Below are 17483 nucleotides of genomic sequence, written 5' to 3'. Positions count from 1 at the left end.
CGCCGTCATGAGCACAATTGAAATGACTAAAGCGCCGAAGGCCGCGCAGCAAAGCGGTCTGCTGCTGGATGTGAAGGATCTTCGGGTGACGTTTAAAACGCCGGATGGCGATGTCACCGCGGTTAACGATCTGAATTTTAACCTGCGGGCTGGTGAAACATTAGGTATCGTCGGTGAGTCAGGTTCCGGTAAATCGCAAACGGCATTCGCCTTAATGGGGCTGCTGGCGGCGAATGGCCATATCGGTGGTTCCGCCACTTTTAACGGTCGTGAAATCCTCAATTTGCCGGAGCGTGATCTGAATAAGCTGCGTGCCGAACAGATTTCGATGATTTTCCAGGATCCGATGACGTCGTTGAACCCTTATATGCGGGTCGGCGAGCAGCTGATGGAAGTGCTGATGCTGCATAAAGGGCTGAGCAAAGCCGCGGCTTTTGAAGAGTCGGTACGGATGCTCGATGCGGTGAAGATGCCGGAAGCGCGTAAGCGCATGAAGATGTTCCCGCACGAGTTCTCCGGCGGGATGCGCCAGCGCGTGATGATCGCCATGGCGCTGTTATGTCGGCCAAAACTGCTGATTGCCGATGAACCGACCACCGCGTTGGACGTCACCGTGCAGGCACAGATCATGACCCTGCTTAACGAGCTGAAGCGCGAGTTTAACACCGCGATTATTATGATTACCCACGACCTCGGCGTGGTGGCGGGGATCTGCGATAAGGTACTGGTGATGTATGCCGGGCGTACCATGGAATACGGTCAGGCGCGCGATGTGTTCTACCAACCGTCGCACCCGTACTCGATCGGTTTGCTCAATGCGGTACCGCGTCTCGATGGCGAAGGCGATTCCTTGCTGACGATTCCCGGCAACCCGCCGAACCTGCTGCGTCTGCCGAAAGGATGTCCGTTCCAGCCGCGCTGTCCGCATGCTATGGAAATCTGTAATAGCGCTCCGCCTCTGGAGTCGTTTGCGCCAGGTCGCCTGCGCGCCTGCTTTAAACCGGTAGGGGATCTGCTATGAACGCCGTGATCGAACAAAGAAAAGTGTTGCTCGAAATTGCTGACCTGAAAGTACATTTTGATATTAAAGATGGTAAGCAATGGTTCTGGCAGCCGTCAAAAACGCTCAAAGCGGTGGATGGCGTTACTCTGCGCCTGTATGAAGGCGAAACGCTCGGGGTGGTTGGTGAATCCGGCTGCGGTAAATCGACCTTCGCCCGCGCCATCATCGGCCTGGTGAAAGCTACCGACGGTAAAGTGGCCTGGCTTGGAAAAGATCTGTTAGGCATGAAGCCGGAAGAGTGGCGCGACGTGCGCAGCGATATCCAGATGATCTTCCAGGATCCTTTAGCATCGCTGAATCCGCGTATGACCATTGGCGAAATCATCGCTGAACCGCTGCGGACCTATCACCCGAAGATGCCACGTCAGGAAGTGCGCGATCGCGTGAAGGCGATGATGATGAAGGTCGGACTGCTGCCGAACCTGATTAACCGCTATCCGCACGAATTCTCCGGCGGCCAGTGTCAGCGCATTGGTATCGCTCGCGCGCTGATCCTTGAGCCTAAGTTGATTATTTGCGATGAGCCGGTATCGGCGCTGGATGTTTCCATCCAGGCGCAGGTGGTGAACTTACTACAACAACTGCAGCGGGAGATGGGGCTGTCGTTGATTTTTATTGCCCATGACCTGGCGGTAGTAAAACATATTTCCGACCGCGTGCTGGTCATGTATTTGGGTCATGCGGTGGAGTTAGGTACCTATGATGAGGTGTACCATAATCCGCTGCATCCTTATACCAAAGCGCTGATGTCGGCCGTACCGGTGCCGGATCCTGATCTTGAGAAGAATAAAACCATCCAACTGCTGGAAGGGGAGTTGCCTTCGCCGATTAATCCGCCTTCGGGTTGCGTGTTCCGCACCCGATGTCCATTGGCCGGGCCCGAATGCGCCAAAACGCGTCCGGTGCTGGAAGGCAGTTTCCGCCATGCGGTTTCCTGCCTGAAGGTAGACCCGTTATAATCACTTGGGCTGACTGATGTCAGCCCTTTTTTATTGTGAGGTTAACGTGGCAGTTTCGCTTTCCGCCGCCCGTTTGCGGCTTTACCACTTACTTTTCGATCAAACTCGTCGCTCCGGCCGCCGTTTTGAAGGGCTTTGCGGTTTATTCGCCCTGTTGAGCGTGGTCATTATTTTTGTTGAGTCCGGGCTCGGTTCGCAGTATCACCTGTCGCTTGATGAATGGCATATTTTTGTCTGGCTGGAGTTGGGGGTCACCGCGGTCTTCACCGCGGAATATATTTTACGCGTTATAAGCTGGCCGAATCCGCTGCGCTATATCTTCAGCTTCTGGGGATTTATCGATCTGGCGACCGTTTTGCCGCTGTATGTGATGTGGCTATGGCCGGAAATGAGCCTCGAGTATGTTTTTGCCTGGCGGGCCATGCGGGTTATCCGCGCGCTGCGTATTCTTAAACTGCTGCGTTTTATGCCGTCGCTGAATATTTTTTGGCGGGCTATCGTCAGCGCCCGCCATCAGCTCATTCTGTTCTACTCGTTTATTGCTATTGTGATGGTGATTTTCGGCTCGCTGATGTATTTAATTGAAGGGCCGCAATACGGGTTTACCACCTTAAATGCTTCGGTCTATTGGGCAATCGTCACCATTACTACCGTGGGGTATGGCGACATTACGCCGCATACGCCGCTAGGGCGGATACTCGCCTCGGTGTTAATTCTCATCGGTTATTCTATCATCGCCATTCCAACCGGGCTGATAACGACACATATGACTACGGCGCTGCAAAACCGACGCGCCCGCCGCGTTTGCCCAAACTGCAATAACGCCGAGCATGATAAAAACGCCCGTTTCTGCCACGCCTGCGGAACAGAATTACCGCAATAACGTATAAAACAAAAAGCCTGCCGATGTTACCGTCGGCAGGCTTTTTTACAGGCGCATTAGCTAAATGCTTATTCACGCCACAGAATGTGGCACAGCTTGTGATCTTTTTCGCGGCACAGCAGAACGCGAGCGAAGATATCGTTGATCTCACCGCCATCGGTATCGGCCAGGCCAATGACAACTTCGGCGAAGAAATCTGGATTGAGGTCGTAATCGACATGCTCCTGCCAGTCTTCCGCCGGGTCAAACAGCTCGGCGCCGCCGCGCTCTTCAAACTGCAGATTGAAAAGAATGATATCCGCTGGGTCTAGGTTATCTGCCGCCAGCTCAAGAAAGATATCGTAGGCCTGTTCGAGCGTTTCGTCTTCGGTCAGGCGATTGTTTAAATCCATATCCATGATTGCTACCCGTTAAGCATCTGATGGGCACGTTTTACAGCAACGGGCTGAAGAAGTAAAACAGTCGCTCTGCGATCCGCTGCCATAGCGGACGTTTGGCCCACAGTTTTGCATCCAGCAGGCGCGATCGGGAGATGTAATCGTCCTGTACCGCCGCCAGGTCTCCGCCGAAGCCCACGTCGTCGATCGCCAGCGTGATCTCGAAATTAAGCCACAGGCTGCGCATATCGAGATTAACGGTACCGACCAGGCTCAATTCGCCATCCACCAGCACGCTTTTGGTATGTAGCAGACCGCCTTCGAATTGGTAAATTTTCACGCCAGCGGCAAGCAGTTCAGTGAAGAAGGCGCGACTGGCCCAGCCTACCAGCAAGGAGTCGTTTTTACGCGGCATGATAATACTCACCTCGACACCGCGTTGGGCGGCGGTACAGATGGCGTGCAGTAAATCATCGCTGGGGACGAAGTAGGGGGTGGTCATGATCAGATGTTCTTTCGCCGCATAGGCTGCGGTTAACAACGCCTGATGAATCAAATCTTCCGGGAAGCCGGGACCAGAAGCAATGGTATGGATGGTATGTCCATTGGCTTCCTCAAACGGCATGATGTTGACGTCCGGCGGCGGCGGCAAAATTCGCTTGCCGGTCTCAATTTCCCAGTCGCAGGAGTAGACGATACCCATCGCCGTCGCCACCGGACCTTCCATTCGCGCCATCAGATCGACCCATTGGCCGACGCCGGAATCCTGTTTGAAGTAGCGCGGGTCAACCATATTCATGCTACCGGTGTAGGCAATATAGTTGTCAATCATCACCATTTTACGGTGCTGACGCAGATCCATACGGCGTAAAAATACACGCATTAGATTCACTTTTAGCGCTTCGACCACCTCGATACCGGCGTTACGCATCATTGCCGCCCACGGGCTGCGGAAAAAGGCGACGCTACCGGCCGAATCGAGCATCAGCCGGCAATGCACGCCGCGTCGTGCGGCTGCCATCAGCGATTCCGCCACCTGGTCGGCCATCCCGCCGGGCTGCCAGATGTAGAACACCATTTCGATGTTATGCCGCGCCAGCTGGATGTCTCGAATCAGCGCCTGCATGACATCATCAGATTCGGTCAGCAGCTGTAGCTGGTTACCTTTTACGCCAGCGATTCCCTGGCGACGTTCGCACAGTTTGAACAGTGATTCGGCAACCGGGCTATTTTCTTCAGCAAAAATATGTTTGCAGCTTTTCAGGTCCGTTAGCCATTTGGCGGTGGAGGGCCACATGGCGCGAGCGCGCTCGGCTCGACGCTTACCAAGATGCAGTTCGCCGAAAGAGAGGTAAGCGATAATTCCCACCAGCGGCAGGATGTAAATAATCAGTAACCATGCCATGGCGGAAGGCACTGCGCGACGTTTCATTAGAATGCGTAATGTAACGCCGGCAATCAGTAGCCAGTAACCAAGAATGACCAGCCAGTTTACGACCGTGTAAAAGGTTGTCATAGATGAAAAATCCTTTTGAATAGCCCGATGCCATGAGTTTACGCATCATCATCCATCTGGCAAATAAAAACGCAGCGAAAGCGATGGTCAGACAGATTCATCGGTTTATAATGAGGGCTGTTTTTCACTCGTAGAGTAGTAGCAATGAAGCGTAGTAGAACGGAAGTAGGGCGCTGGCGCATGCTTAGACAAGTAAGTCGCCGTAAATCGCGCTGGCTGGAAGCCCAATCTCGCCGCAACATGCGGATTCTTTCAATCAGGAAGTGCCTGGTCAAACGGCAGCGTCATGCTTTGCTGTTCACCTTCTCTGAATTCTGAGAGTTAAAACGAAAGGCACCGCTTGCGGTGCCTCTGTGTTTTAAGTGGGTGATTAAAATACTTTTTTGTAAGGTTTCACCGAGACGTGCTGATAGACGCCTGCGGCGATATAGGGGTCATCGTTGGCCCAGGACTGCGCCGCTTCCAGCGATTCAAATTCTGCGATAACCGTTGAGCCGCTAAATCCTGCCGCGCCAGGTTCATTGCTATCTACCGCGGGCATCGGGCCTGCGGTCAGTAAACGGCCTTCATCATGTAATAGTTGTAGGCGCGCCAGATGGGCAGGGCGCACCGCCTGGCGTTTTTCCAGAGAATCGGCGATATCTTCTGCGTAGATGACGTAAAGCACGGCAAGGCTCCTTAATCAAAAAATAGGCAAATCACGTGACGTGAAAGCGTTATGAGCAGCAATGTAAGATGCGCACGCCTTTAGCATGCCACGGCACGCCGGTTTTTTTCCACAAAACGAGGCAAAATTTGATGCAAGATAACACGTCTTATTGAATATGATTGCTATTTGCATTTAAAATCAGGGCATCATTTTTCAACAGAAACGACTATGAGCGCAATGACCCTTGATTTACCTCGCCGCTTTCCGTGGCCAACGCTGCTGTCCGTGGCTATCCACGGTGCCGTTGTGGCGGGGTTGCTTTATACCTCGGTACATCAGGTTATTGAAAAGCCTTCGCCTTCACAGCCAATCGAAATAACGATGGTGGCGCCGGCGGATTTAGAGCCTCCACAGGCGGCGCAGCCGGTCGTTGAACCCGTTGTTGAACCGGAGCCGGAACCTGAAGTGGTGCCTGAGCCGCCAAAAGAGGCGCCAGTGGTAATCCACAAACCGGAGCCGAAGCCCAAACCTAAGCCGAAACCAAAGCCTAAGCCAGAGAAAAAGGTCGAGCCGAAACGTGAGGTGAAACCCGCTGAGCCGCGTCCGGTCTCGCCGTTTGAGAATAACAATACGGCGCCTGCGCGTACCGCCCCGAGTACGACGGCGGCAACGGCAAAACCGATGACCACCGCGCCGAGCGGTCCTAAAGCGTTGAAACGCGGCGACCCTTCTTACCCGCAACGTGCGCAGGCGCTACGTATTGAAGGTGACGTGAGCGTGAAATTTGATGTTACTGCCGATGGTCGCGTGGAGAACATCCAGATAGTCTCCGCCAAGCCGGCCAATATGTTTGAGCGTGATGTCAAAACAGCGATGCGTAAATGGCGCTACGAGCCTGGCAGACCGGGTACTGGCCTGACGATGAACATCCAATTCCGCTTAAATGGCGTGAAAATGGATTAATCCTGCTGATGAAAAAGGCCCCTTTGAGGGCCTTTTTTTACGCTTCTTGCAGGGCTTCATCGAGCGCTTTTTGCGCGGTAACCAGGTGTTGGCCGCCGAACAGAATCGCCCGATTAAGTAAGGTATATAGCTGGTAAATCGGTTGTCGTTCAAGGAAGCCAGCAGGCAGCGGCGAGACCGACTGGTAACCGTCATAAATCTGCGGCGGCTGTTCCGGATGAAGTGGCAGCATAGCCAAATCGCATTCGCGATCGCCCCAATAACACGCCGGATCGAAAATATACGGGCCATTGGGCCCCAGCGCGCAGTTCCCTGACCACAAGTCGCCATGTAATAAAGAAGGCTGCGGCTGATGGTTGCTGAGCCGCCGCTGTACGGTGTCGACAATGCTGTCGATATCGCCGAAGTGCAGCCCTTTTTCCGCCGCTAGCTCCAGCTGCCAGCCAATGCGTTGTTCAGCGAAAAACGTTGACCAGCGGCGCTGCCAGGCATTCGGCTGCGGGGTCGTCGACAGATCGTTGTCAAAATCAAGGCCAAACTGCGGCTGATCGCTCCACTGATGTAAATGGGCAATTTGCTGACCGAGAAGAAACGCGTTATGTGCATCCAGCGGGCGCGGCGGTAAATATTCCATCACCAGAAAGCTGTAATCCCGATCGCTGCCGACGGCGAAGACCTGCGGAACGCTAACGGTTTTACAGCGCGAGAGCAGCTCCAGCTGATCGGCTTCCGCGGTAAAAATGGGGAGCAGCTCGCGTTCATCGCATTTGACGAAATAATCTTTCCCGCCAAAACGTAAATGCCAGGCGGCATGGATTTCTCCGCCGGGTAGCTCGTTGCGCAGTTCGATTTCAGCGCCGTCAGTGTGCTGCTCGCTTAACAAATTGCTAATAGCTTGCCACATGCTGTCTCTCCCCATGTTTTCCACCATATCATAAGGTTAGCGTATAACCTGGCCGTAAAGTACGAGCTAACGCACAACTGGCGCCTTCAGCGGTGGCGATCGCACTTATTGAGCTTTTAACCATTCGCTAAATGTGGTGATGGCGATCTCTGCCGGTCTGCCTAAGGCCGTTTCCGCAAGACCTGCGCTTAAAGCCCGGACGTCGTCGGCGCTCTGCGCGCTCAGCAGGCCAAATGTGTTGGTGCCTAATTCATGAGTTTTGCCATCATCATCGTTGAGCGTCAGGACAAAACCTGCGCGGATGAAATGATTGCTGAGCTCATTTATCTCGGTCAGCGCCTGTTCCTGAAATTTAACGGTGATCACGTGCGCGGTAATATCGTTGCTCATTTTTCACTCTGTTGTTATGCATGGAATTTCTAGCATAGACCATGATGGCGAATTGACCCCCTTCACCGGAGCGAAGGGGGGCGAGACTAGCGGCCACACAGGTAATCGTAGATTTTCTGCGTATTGGCTAAGGAACAGAGACGGGTGCCGTGGTTAATCGTGGCGGCGCTGCCGGCGGCGACGCCAAAGCGGACCATATCTTCCAGCGAGGCGTGCTCGGCGAGACGCAAAGTCATCGCGCCGACCATACTGTCGCCGGCGCCGACGGTGCTTTGGCTTTTCATCGGCGGCGGCACCACCTGTACGCTACCGTTGGAATCAACCCCCAGCGCCCCCTGCGGGCCCAGCGAAACCACTACCCGGCGTACTTTTCCGGAGCGGATGAGCTCCAGCGCGGCATTGCGCACATCGTCCGGCTGGCTGAGGTCGCGCTGTACCAGCGCGCTGAGTTCTTTCTGGTTAGGTTTGACCAGTTCGATATTGCCAACGTCCAGCGCGGCGGCCAGCGCATCGCCAGAGCTGTCGATGATGCAACGCAGCCCGTGTTGCTGGGCATTTTTTACCAGTTGAGTCAGATGCCCGACGCTGATGCCGGGCGGCAGACTGCCGCTGATAACCAGCAGAGAACCGGACTCAATCGCCAGCACTTTCTCTTCCAGGCGGCGGAATTCATCTTCGGTTAGCGCCGCGCCGGGCATGACAAAGCGATATTGTTCGCCGCTGGCATCGACATGCACATGTAAGTTTTGCCGCGTCCAGTCGCGGGTTTCTACTGTTTCGACCGGGACCTGCTCGTCAGCCATCAGGGCTGAAAGATGCTCGCCGGTGGCGCCCCCAACCGGAAAAATCGCCGTCGCTTTACCGCCCAGAAAAGTAATCGCCCGGGCGACGTTGATACCGCCACCGCCGGGTTCGAAAACCGGAGCGCTACAGCGTAATTTGCCTTCGGGGTAAATTTGCGGCGTCAGCGTTGCGCTGTCGAGTGATGGGGCTAGCGTGAGCGTATAAATTTTGGTCATCCTGTTCCTCCTTAATACGAATAAAGCTGCTTTTTTAAGCATGGCACCGAAATGGAGTGAGGGGAAGCGGGGCGGGCCGCGGATTTACAAAGATGTCTATGTTTTTATCTTTATGAAATAAAGATTGTTTTGGGAACCGTCTTATTCAAAAAACGAAATAGCAACTGATTGCTAAGTTATTCGTGCTTTTTTATAATCAAGCGCCTTTCTTAAGACTCGCATTCAGCGCGCCTCGCGAAAGTTTCCGGGACCTGTCGGGTCTCCTTAAATGTTGTACGGACTCTAAATTCAATGAAGGGATCTCTGGTCCATTCATCATTTGTACTGTCCTGAAGATATGTATTTTAGAGAGTTATAATGAAGCTTTTGAAGACAGTACCCGCAGCGGCATTGCTGGCGGGGGGGCTTTTTGCGTCTGTAAACGCACTGGCCGATGATTCCGTTTTTACCGTCATGGATGACCCTTCCACTGCTAAGAAACCTTTCGAAGGTGCTGTGAATGCGGGTTATCTCGCTCAGTCCGGCAACACGAAAAGCTCCTCAATGACCGCTGACTCAACGCTGACCTGGTACGGCGATACCACGGCCTGGTCACTGTGGGGCAACGCGAGCAACACGTCCTCTAACGATCAACGCTCTTCGGAAAAATATGCCGTTGGCGGTCGTAGTCGTTATAACCTGACCGATATGAACTACGTATTTGGTCAGGCCAGCTGGCTGACCGACCGCTACAACGGTTATCAACAGCGCGACGTCCTGACCGCCGGTTATGGTCGCCAGATCCTCAACGGCCCGGTTCACAGCCTGCGTTTTGAATTTGGTCCGGGCGTGCGTTATGACGAATATACCGATGGCGATAACGAAACTCAGCCGCTGGGTTACGCGTCCGGAACCTGGGCGTGGCAGATGACCGACAACGCTAAATTTACGCAAGGTGTTTCGGTATTCGGGGCTGAAGACACGACGCTGAATTCGGAAAGTGCATTAAACGTGGCCATCAACGCCCACTTTGCGCTACGCGTCGCCTATAACCTGACGTGGAACTCGCAGCCGCCGGCCTCGGCGCCTGAGCATACCGACCGCCGCACCACCTTGTCGCTCGGTTATAAAATGTAATTTTTCAGGCCGGGCAGCCGGCCTGATTCCTGTTGTATCCTGCCGGGTATGAATACTCACTATAACGGATGATTTTTTCATTCGTTTTTTAGCGGTGGGGGGATTTATTTATGTATGCAGGTAATTTATCGATTAATTAACCGCGTGGTATGAGCGGGAATTGCCGCGATTAATTGTCAGCGCCCCTTACTATTTAAAAGAAGAATAACCATTTAGTTATTGCGACTTTAATCGCGCACTAATGATGTGTACACTAACACCCGGTGTTATCAACGAGCGGCTGCAGGTGAGGGCGGTTCAATAGATAGACGGGCGTACTCATATTTTCGCAGAGTGAAGCGGGAGCTGAGCCACAACTCGTTGATAATTATGATTATATTGTTTTGTATGTGCTCTTTCGTGTGGGGCACCACTGCAAATAAGGACATAAAATGCCTGTAATTACGCTTCCTGATGGCAGCCAACGCCATTTCGACCACGCAGTTAGCCCGATGGATGTTGCTCTGGATATCGGTCCAGGCCTGGCGAAAGCCACCATCGCCGGACGTGTTAACGGTGAGCTGGTTGATGCCTGCGACCCGATCGAAAATGATTCCACGCTTTCTATTATCACCGCAAAAGATGAAGACGGTCTGGAGATCATTCGTCACTCCTGCGCGCACCTGTTAGGTCATGCGATCAAGCAGCTGTGGCCGAACACTAAAATGGCCATTGGCCCGGTTGTCGACAACGGTTTTTACTATGATGTCGATCTGGACCACACCCTGACTCAGGAAGACATCGACGCGCTCGAAAAACGTATGCACGAGCTCGCCGAGAAAAACTACGATGTCATCAAGAAGAAAGTCAGCTGGCACGAAGCGCGTGAAACCTTCGTGAAGCGCGGCGAAACCTATAAAGTTTCCATTCTTGACGAAAACATCGGCCATGATGACAAGCCAGGCTTGTATCATCACGAAGAATATATCGATATGTGCCGTGGCCCGCACGTACCGAATATGCGTTTCTGCCATCACTTCAAACTGATGAAAACCGCTGGCGCGTACTGGCGTGGCGACAGCAACAATAAAATGTTGCAGCGTATCTACGGTACCGCGTGGGCAGATAAAAAAGCGCTGAACGCCTACCTGCAGCGTCTGGAAGAAGCCGCTAAGCGTGACCACCGTAAAATCGGGAAACAGCTAGACCTGTATCATATGCAGGAAGAAGCGCCGGGTATGGTGTTCTGGCACAATGACGGCTGGACCATCTTCCGTGAACTGGAAACTTTCGTTCGCTCGAAGCTGAAAGAGTATCAGTATCAGGAAGTCAAAGGCCCGTTCATGATGGACCGTGTGCTGTGGGAAAAAACCGGCCACTGGGACAACTACAAAGATGCGATGTTCACCACCTCTTCTGAGAACCGTGAATACTGCATTAAGCCGATGAACTGCCCGGGTCACGTGCAGATCTTCAACCAGGGGTTGAAATCTTACCGCGATCTGCCGCTGCGTATGGCTGAATTCGGTAGCTGCCACCGTAATGAGCCGTCGGGTGCGCTGCATGGTCTGATGCGCGTTCGCGGCTTTACTCAGGATGATGCGCATATCTTCTGTACTGAAGATCAGGTTCGCGATGAAGTGAACGCCTGTATTCGTATGGTTTATGATATGTACAGCACCTTTGGCTTCGAGAAAATCGTCGTCAAGCTGTCTACTCGCCCGGAAAAACGTATCGGTAGCGATGAGACCTGGGATCGCGCGGAAGCGGATCTGGCGGTGGCGCTGGAAGAAAACAACATCCCATTTGAATATCAACTGGGCGAAGGGGCGTTCTACGGCCCGAAAATTGAATTTACCCTGTATGACTGCCTCGATCGTGCATGGCAGTGCGGTACTGTACAGCTGGACTTCTCCCTGCCGCAGCGTTTAAGCGCCTCTTATGTTGGCGAAAACAACGAGCGTCAGGTACCGGTAATGATTCACCGCGCGATTCTCGGCTCGCTGGAGCGCTTCATCGGCATCCTGACCGAAGAGTTCGCTGGCTTCTTCCCAACCTGGCTTGCGCCAGTGCAGGTAGTGGTCATGAATATTACTGATTCTCAGTCTGAATACGTTAACGAATTGACGCGTAAACTACAAAATGCGGGCATTCGCGTAAAAGCGGACTTGAGAAATGAGAAGATTGGCTTTAAAATCCGCGAGCACACTTTACGTCGTGTCCCGTATATGTTGGTCTGTGGCGACAAAGAAGTCGAAGCCGGCAAAGTGGCCGTGCGTACCCGTCGCGGTAAAGACCTCGGCAGCATGGACGTAAATGAAGTGATCGAGAAGCTGCAACAAGAGATTCGCAGCCGCAGTCTTCAACAACTGGAGGAATAAGGTATTAAAGGCGGAAAACGAGTTCAAACGGCACGTCCGAATCGTATTAATGGCGAGATTCGCGCCCAGGAAGTTCGCTTAACTGGTCTGGAAGGTGAGCAGCTGGGTATTGTGAGTCTGAGAGAAGCTATCGAAAAGGCTGAAGAGGCTGGAGTAGATTTAGTTGAAATCAGCCCTAACGCCGAACCGCCAGTTTGTCGTATCATGGACTACGGCAAGTTCCTTTATGAAAAGAGTAAGTCTTCTAAGGAACAGAAGAAGAAGCAGAAAGTTATCCAGGTTAAGGAAATTAAATTCCGCCCTGGTACTGATGAAGGTGACTATCAGGTAAAACTCCGCAGCCTGATTCGCTTTCTCGAAGATGGCGATAAGGCCAAGATCACGCTGCGTTTCCGCGGTCGTGAGATGGCCCACCAGCAGATCGGTATGGAAGTGCTTAATCGCGTGAAAGACGATCTGGTTGAACTGGCAGTAGTCGAATCCTTCCCAACGAAGATCGAAGGCCGCCAGATGATCATGGTGCTCGCTCCGAAGAAGAAACAGTAAGGCCATCAAGTAACATTCCGGTGGGCTTCGGCTCACTGGTTTGTTCGCCTTTGTTTCGTTTATTAACAATGCGAAGTGGAAGTTATTAAAATGCCAAAAATTAAGACCGTACGCGGTGCTGCAAAGCGCTTCAAAAAAACCGGTAAAGGTGGTTTTAAGCACAAGCACGCTAACCTGCGTCACATTCTGACCAAAAAAGCTACCAAGCGTAAACGTCACCTGCGTCCGAAAGCCATGGTTTCCAAAGGCGATCTGGGCCTGGTAATCGCGTGCCTGCCGTACGCATAAGTCGTTAACCCTTTTAACTTTTTAATTAGAATAGATACAGGAGAGCACATATGGCTCGCGTAAAACGTGGTGTAGTTGCCCGTGCACGTCACAAGAAAATTTTGAAACAAGCTAAAGGTTACTACGGTGCGCGTTCTCGCGTATACCGCGTTGCCTTCCAGGCTGTTATCAAAGCTGGTCAGTACGCTTATCGTGACCGTCGTCAGAAAAAGCGTCAGTTCCGCCAACTGTGGATTGCGCGTATCAACGCAGCAGCACGTCAGAACGGTATTTCTTACAGCAAATTCATCAACGGCCTGAAAAAAGCCTCTGTTGAAATCGACCGTAAGATCCTGGCTGACATCGCCGTATTCGACAAATTAGCGTTCACCGCTCTGGTCGAAAAAGCGAAAGCAGCTCTGGCATAAGCCAGTTGAAAGAGGGAGCTTGTCTCCCTCTTTTCGTTTCAACACTATCAATACATTGACTTTTATCCGTGCAGGCTTTTCAATACAGGTCTGACATTTCTTACCAGACAAGGTAATGCAAGCATGAATGCTGCTATTTTCCGCTTCTTTTTTTACTTTAGCACCTGAACTCAGGAGGCTAGCGCGTGAAAGAAGAAACGGAAAACAGCGCCAGAAAGCCTCCCCTGTGGAGGCTTTTTTCGTATATAGATTCGGGATATTTATTTCACTAAAACCGGTGTCTGCACCGACATAATGAGGAAAACCATGTCACATCTCGCAGAGCTGGTTGCCAGTGCCAAGGCAGCCATTAACGAGGCATCAGATGTTGCCGCGCTGGACAACGTCCGCGTTGAATATCTGGGTAAAAAAGGGCATCTGACCCTGCAAATGACCACCCTGCGTGAGTTGCCGCCGGAAGAGCGTCCGGCAGCGGGTGCGGTCATTAACGAAGCGAAAGAGCAGGTGCAGCAGGCGCTGAACGCGCGTAAGGCTGAACTGGAAGGCGCCGCGCTCAATGCCCGTCTGGCCGCAGAGACCATCGACGTCTCGCTGCCGGGTCGCCGCATCGAAAATGGTGGTTTACATCCGGTTACCCGCACCATCGATCGTATCGAAAACTTCTTCGGCGAACTCGGCTTCACCGTGGCGACTGGCCCGGAAATCGAAGATGATTATCATAACTTCGATGCGCTGAACATTCCGGGTCACCATCCGGCGCGCGCTGACCACGATACCTTCTGGTTCGATGCGACCCGTCTGCTGCGTACTCAGACTTCTGGCGTACAGATCCGCACCATGGAAAACCAGCAGCCGCCAATTCGTATTATCGCGCCGGGCCGCGTCTATCGTAACGATTACGATCAGACCCACACCCCGATGTTCCATCAGATGGAAGGTCTGATTGTCGATAAGAACATCAGCTTCACCAATCTGAAGGGTACCCTGCACGATTTCCTGAATAACTTCTTCGAAGAAGATCTGCAGGTACGATTCCGTCCGTCCTACTTCCCGTTCACCGAACCGTCTGCAGAAGTTGACGTTATGGGTAAAAACGGTAAATGGCTGGAAGTACTGGGCTGCGGCATGGTGCACCCGAACGTTCTGCGTAACGTCGGCATCGATCCGGAAGTTTACTCCGGCTTCGCCTTCGGCATGGGCATGGAGCGTCTGACCATGCTGCGTTATGGCGTGACCGATTTGCGCGCATTCTTCGAAAACGATCTGCGTTTCCTCAAACAGTTTAAATAAGGGCAGGACAGAACAATGAAATTCAGTGAACTGTGGTTACGCGAATGGGTTAACCCGGCGATCGACAGCGAAGCGCTGTCCGATCAGATTACCATGGCGGGCCTGGAAGTTGACGGCGTTGAGCCGGTTGCCGGTAGCTTCAACGGCGTGGTCGTCGGTGAAGTGGTCGAGTGCGGCCAGCATCCGAATGCTGACAAACTGCGCGTTACTAAAGTCAATGTCGGCGGCGAGCGTCTGCTGGATATCGTCTGCGGCGCGCCAAACTGCCGTCAGGGGCTGAAGGTGGCCGTCGCGACCATTGGCGCCGTACTGCCGGGCGATTTTAAAATTAAAGCGGCGAAACTGCGCGGCGAACCGTCGGAAGGGATGCTGTGCTCTTTCTCCGAGCTGGGTATTTCCGACGACCATAGCGGTATCATCGAACTGCCGGCCGATGCGCCGATCGGTACCGATATTCGCGAATACCTCAAGCTTGACGATAACACCATTGAAATCAGCGTTACGCCAAACCGCGCCGACTGCCTGGGTATCATCGGCGTGGCGCGCGATGTCGCTGTGCTGAACAAAGCGCCGTTGAACGCGCCGGAAATCACTCCGGTTGCCGCCACCATCGATGACGTGCTGCCGATTCAGGTTGACGCGCCGCAGGCGTGCCCGCGCTATCTGGGACGCGTGGTGAAAGGCATCAACGTCAAAGCGCCAACCCCGCTGTGGATGAAAGAGAAACTGCGTCGCTGCGGTATCCGCTCCATCGATGCGGTGGTTGATGTGACCAACTACGTGCTGCTTGAGCTGGGCCAGCCGATGCACGCCTTTGACCGCGACCGCATTGACGGCGGTATCGTGGTGCGGATGGCGAAAGAGGGCGAAACGCTGGTGCTGCTGGACGGCTCTGAAGCTAAGCTCGACAGCGATACGCTGGTCATTGCTGACCATAATAAAGCGCTGGCGATGGGCGGTATCTTCGGCGGCGAACATTCCGGCGTTAACGACGAAACCCAGAACGTGCTGCTGGAATGCGCGTTCTTCAGCCCGCTGTCTATCACCGGCCGCGCGCGCCGTCATGGCCTGCACACCGATGCATCCCACCGCTACGAGCGCGGCGTCGATCCGGCCCTGCAGTATAAAGCGCTGGAGCGTGCGACCCGTCTGCTGATCGACCTGTGCGGCGGTGAAGCCGGTCCGATTATCGATGTGACCAACGAAGAGACGCTGCCAAAACGCGCCACCATCACCCTGCGCCGCAGCAAGCTGGATCGCCTGATTGGCCATCATATTGATGACGCGCAGGTGAGCGATATTCTGCAGCGCCTGGGTTGCGAAGTGACCGTTGGTCAGGACGAGTGGCAGGCCGTTGCGCCAAGCTGGCGTTTCGATATGGAGATCGAAGAAGACCTGGTTGAAGAAGTGGCCCGTGTCTACGGCTACAACAACATTCCTGACGAGCCGGTACAGGCGGGTCTGATCATGGGTACTCACCGTGAAGCGGACCTGTCGCTGAAGCGCGTGAAAACGCTGCTGAACGACAAAGGTTATCAGGAAGTCATTACCTACAGCTTTGTTGACCCGAAAGTACAGCAGCTAATCCATGCCGGTGAAGAAGCGCTGATTCTGCCAAGCCCGATCTCCAGTGAAATGTCGGCGATGCGCCTGTCGCTGTGGACCGGTCTGTTGGGCACCGTCGTCTACAACCAGAACCGCCAACAGAGCCGCGTACGCATCTTTGAGAGCGGTCTGCGCTTCGTGCCGGATACGCAGGCGCCGCTGGGCATTCGTCAGGATGTGATGCTGGCCGGGGTGATTAGCGGTAACCGCTACGAAGAGCACTGGAACCTGGCAAAAGAAACCGTCGATTTCTATGATTTGAAAGGCGATCTGGAATCCGTTCTTGACCTGACCGGTAAATTAGCCGATATCGAATTCCGCGCAGAAGCGGCTACCGCACTGCATCCGGGACAATCCGCGGCGATTTATCTGAAAGGTGAACGCATTGGTTTCATTGGGGTTGTTCATCCGGAACTGGAACGTAAACTGGATCTCAACGGCCGCACTCTGGTGTTTGAAATTGAGTGGAACAAGCTTGCAGACCGCGTGGTGCCTCAGGCGCGCGAAATTTCCCGCTTCCCGGCGAACCGTCGCGATATCGCGGTACTGGTCGCGGAAAACGTCCCTGCAGCCGATGTTTTGGCCGAATGTAAGAAAGTTGGCGTAAATCAGGTAGTTGGCGTAAACTTATTTGACGTGTACCGTGGTAAGGGTGTGGCGGAAGGCTTTAAGAGCCTTGCGATTAGCCTGATCCTTCAGGATACCAGCCGTACACTCGAAGAAGAGGAGATTGCCGCTACCGTTGCCAAATGTGTAGAGGCATTAAGAGAGCGATTCCAGGCATCATTGAGGGATTGAACCTATGGCGCTTACAAAAGCTGAAATGTCAGAATATCTGTTTGATAAGCTTGGGCTTAGCAAGCGGGATGCCAAAGAACTGGTAGAGTTGTTTTTCGAAGAGATCCGTCGTGCTCTGGAAAACGGAGAACAGGTAAAACTCTCCGGGTTTGGCAACTTCGATTTGCGTGATAAGAACCAACGCCCGGGACGTAACCCGAAAACGGGGGAAGATATTCCCATTACAGCCCGGCGTGTGGTGACCTTCAGACCCGGACAGAAGTTAAAAAGCCGTGTCGAAAACGCTTCACCCAGAGAGAAATAATCTGGACTGACTAATTAAAAAGGCCGCTATGCGGCCTTTTTTCTTA

At 53.3% G+C, this 17483-nt stretch carries 20 protein-coding genes and 1 other annotated feature; of the genes, 14 read left to right on the top strand and 6 right to left on the bottom strand.

Annotated features, from left to right (window positions below; genetic code table 11):
* Positions 1-7: 7 nt before the first annotated feature.
* From PGR23_RS15850 to PGR23_RS15840, 3 genes are read left to right on the top strand one after another with little or no spacing between them, the layout of a single operon-like run.
* On the top strand, positions 8-1021 hold the full coding sequence (locus PGR23_RS15850) for an ABC transporter ATP-binding protein (RefSeq protein WP_396279746.1): 1014 nt from the start codon (positions 8-10) through the stop codon (positions 1019-1021).
* On the top strand, positions 1018-2022 hold the full coding sequence (gene oppF / locus PGR23_RS15845; RefSeq protein ID WP_015367066.1) for a murein tripeptide/oligopeptide ABC transporter ATP-binding protein OppF: 1005 nt from the start codon (positions 1018-1020) through the stop codon (positions 2020-2022). The genes PGR23_RS15850 and oppF overlap by 4 nt, the downstream gene beginning before the upstream one ends.
* A gap of 16 nt (positions 2023-2038) precedes the next feature.
* Positions 2039-2905: an ion transporter gene (locus tag PGR23_RS15840; RefSeq protein WP_045368707.1), complete on the top strand. Its 867-nt coding sequence runs from the start codon at positions 2039-2041 to the stop codon at positions 2903-2905.
* 68 nt (positions 2906-2973) lie between these two features.
* Here PGR23_RS15840 and PGR23_RS15835 read toward each other — a convergent pair whose 3' ends face one another.
* Positions 2974-3303 carry an HI1450 family dsDNA-mimic protein gene (locus tag PGR23_RS15835; RefSeq protein ID WP_015367064.1) on the bottom strand — a complete coding sequence of 110 codons (330 nt, stop codon included), beginning with the start codon at positions 3301-3303 and terminating at the stop codon, positions 2974-2976.
* 34 nt (positions 3304-3337) lie between these two features.
* Positions 3338-4798, bottom strand: coding sequence for a cardiolipin synthase (gene cls, locus PGR23_RS15830; RefSeq protein WP_045397543.1), 1461 nt, complete (start codon positions 4796-4798; stop codon positions 3338-3340).
* Between the two features lie 144 nt (positions 4799-4942).
* Between cls and PGR23_RS15825 the strand changes: the two genes are divergently transcribed.
* Complete coding sequence (locus PGR23_RS15825; protein WP_086538044.1) at positions 4943-5116, top strand: YciY family protein; 174 nt, start codon at positions 4943-4945, stop codon at positions 5114-5116.
* A 52-nt stretch (positions 5117-5168) separates the two neighbouring features.
* On the opposite strand, the gene PGR23_RS15820 is transcribed toward PGR23_RS15825, so the two are convergent.
* On the bottom strand, positions 5169-5465 hold the full coding sequence (locus PGR23_RS15820; protein WP_015367051.1) for a YciI family protein: 297 nt from the start codon (positions 5463-5465) through the stop codon (positions 5169-5171).
* A gap of 210 nt (positions 5466-5675) precedes the next feature.
* Between PGR23_RS15820 and tonB the strand changes: the two genes are divergently transcribed.
* Positions 5676-6410: a TonB system transport protein TonB gene (tonB, locus tag PGR23_RS15815; protein ID WP_047046726.1), complete on the top strand. Its 735-nt coding sequence runs from the start codon at positions 5676-5678 to the stop codon at positions 6408-6410.
* A 37-nt stretch (positions 6411-6447) separates the two neighbouring features.
* Here the strand turns inward: tonB and PGR23_RS15810 are convergent, their stop codons facing one another.
* The 3 genes from PGR23_RS15810 to pfkB form a co-directional block, all read right to left on the bottom strand.
* Complete coding sequence (locus tag PGR23_RS15810) at positions 6448-7314, bottom strand: fructosamine kinase family protein (protein ID WP_047046724.1); 867 nt, start codon at positions 7312-7314, stop codon at positions 6448-6450.
* A gap of 105 nt (positions 7315-7419) precedes the next feature.
* Complete coding sequence (gene ghoS / locus PGR23_RS15805; protein WP_047046721.1) at positions 7420-7704, bottom strand: type V toxin-antitoxin system endoribonuclease antitoxin GhoS; 285 nt, start codon at positions 7702-7704, stop codon at positions 7420-7422.
* Positions 7705-7790: 86 nt separating this feature from the next.
* On the bottom strand, positions 7791-8723 hold the full coding sequence (pfkB, locus tag PGR23_RS15800; protein ID WP_396279745.1) for a 6-phosphofructokinase II: 933 nt from the start codon (positions 8721-8723) through the stop codon (positions 7791-7793).
* Between the two features lie 357 nt (positions 8724-9080).
* On the opposite strand from pfkB, the gene PGR23_RS15795 reads away from it, so the two are divergent.
* From PGR23_RS15795 to ihfA, 9 genes are all read left to right on the top strand, one after another.
* Positions 9081-9839 (top strand): DUF481 domain-containing protein, encoded by a 759-nt coding sequence (locus tag PGR23_RS15795; protein WP_015705111.1) that lies wholly within the window; start codon positions 9081-9083, stop codon positions 9837-9839.
* Between the two features lie 431 nt (positions 9840-10270).
* On the top strand, positions 10271-12199 hold the full coding sequence (thrS, locus tag PGR23_RS15790; protein WP_045397528.1) for a threonine--tRNA ligase: 1929 nt from the start codon (positions 10271-10273) through the stop codon (positions 12197-12199).
* A 3-nt stretch (positions 12200-12202) separates the two neighbouring features.
* Complete coding sequence (gene infC, locus PGR23_RS15785) at positions 12203-12745, top strand: translation initiation factor IF-3 (RefSeq protein WP_004189469.1); 543 nt, start codon at positions 12203-12205, stop codon at positions 12743-12745.
* Positions 12746-12835: 90 nt separating this feature from the next.
* A complete protein-coding gene (rpmI, locus tag PGR23_RS15780; protein ID WP_001124225.1) occupies positions 12836-13033 on the top strand; it encodes a 50S ribosomal protein L35 in 198 nt (65 codons plus the stop codon).
* Between the two features lie 50 nt (positions 13034-13083).
* On the top strand, positions 13084-13440 hold the full coding sequence (gene rplT, locus PGR23_RS15775) for a 50S ribosomal protein L20 (protein WP_004102963.1): 357 nt from the start codon (positions 13084-13086) through the stop codon (positions 13438-13440).
* Between the two features lie 118 nt (positions 13441-13558).
* Positions 13559-13683, top strand: a sequence feature (Phe leader region).
* The gene (gene pheM, locus PGR23_RS15770) at positions 13564-13608 is read left to right on the top strand and encodes a pheST operon leader peptide PheM (protein WP_001386830.1); all 45 of its coding nucleotides are present in this window, start codon (positions 13564-13566) and stop codon (positions 13606-13608) included. (Overlaps the previous feature by 45 nt.)
* Positions 13684-13746: 63 nt before the next feature.
* Positions 13747-14730, top strand: a complete 984-nt coding sequence (gene pheS / locus PGR23_RS15765) for a phenylalanine--tRNA ligase subunit alpha (RefSeq protein WP_015367044.1) — start codon at positions 13747-13749, stop codon at positions 14728-14730.
* Positions 14731-14745: 15 nt separating this feature from the next.
* Complete coding sequence (gene pheT, locus PGR23_RS15760) at positions 14746-17133, top strand: phenylalanine--tRNA ligase subunit beta (protein WP_045422920.1); 2388 nt, start codon at positions 14746-14748, stop codon at positions 17131-17133.
* Between the two features lie 4 nt (positions 17134-17137).
* Positions 17138-17437 (top strand): integration host factor subunit alpha, encoded by a 300-nt coding sequence (gene ihfA / locus PGR23_RS15755; RefSeq protein ID WP_015367042.1) that lies wholly within the window; start codon positions 17138-17140, stop codon positions 17435-17437.
* Positions 17438-17483 lie beyond the last annotated feature (46 nt).

The sequence above is a fragment of the Klebsiella sp. 141162 genome (assembly GCF_050600755.1).
GTDB classification, from domain to species: domain Bacteria; phylum Pseudomonadota; class Gammaproteobacteria; order Enterobacterales; family Enterobacteriaceae; genus Klebsiella; species Klebsiella aerogenes.
This window is presented reverse-complemented; position numbering and strand designations above follow the sequence as displayed.